This window comes from Aphanothece microscopica RSMan92, assembly GCF_046613545.2.
Taxonomy (GTDB): domain Bacteria; phylum Cyanobacteriota; class Cyanobacteriia; order PCC-6307; family Cyanobiaceae; genus NIES-981.
In genome coordinates, this window is the sequence record NZ_JBKKKY020000377.1 from 1 (window position 1) to 555 (window position 555).

Consider the following 555-nt stretch of genomic DNA (forward strand, 5'->3'; position numbering starts at 1 on the left):
GCCGGCGCATCGCCCTGCCCGAGAACACCTTCGCCGCCGAGGAAGTGAGCGGCCGCCTGCCGCCCGACACCACCGCGCTGTTCCTGCCCGACCTGATTTCCTGCATCGATGCCGCCGCCCATGGCCGCGCCGATGCCGCCGCGGTCTATGACTGGGCGCTGCGGGACATGGCGATCTCGCATCCGGAACTCGACCTGGAAGCCCGGATCGAGGTGACCCACACCCATACCGGCCTGACGCTGCGCCTGGGCGAGCGGGACCTGCTGCGCTTCGTCAACACCTTCCTGTATCTGCGGACCGCGGACGGCACGATCCCCGACATCCACGAGCAGTATCTGAGGGCCCCGCAGCCACCCAGCCCGAGCTTCCGGTAGCCGGTGCCCGCCTGCAGCACGGTCTGTCCGAATGGACCGATCTCGGGCTGTGGAAGCTATTGTTCCTGAAGCAGGAAATCGGCTCACCCTGATCCGGCGTTAGCCGATCGTGCTCTGGCAGTCCCGCTGCCCAGCCCCTTTCGGCCGCGCTCAGCGCGCCGTGCGCTGTTGCAGGCGCCGG

1 protein-coding gene is annotated in these 555 nt (G+C 68.8%); it reads left to right on the forward strand.

What is annotated here, in order from left to right; genetic code table 11:
- A partial coding sequence (locus ACLD7X_RS18100) for a type 2 periplasmic-binding domain-containing protein (protein WP_411425076.1) occupies positions 1–374 on the forward strand: 374 nt, incomplete at its 5' end.
- Between the last annotated feature and the right edge of the window lie 181 nt (positions 375–555).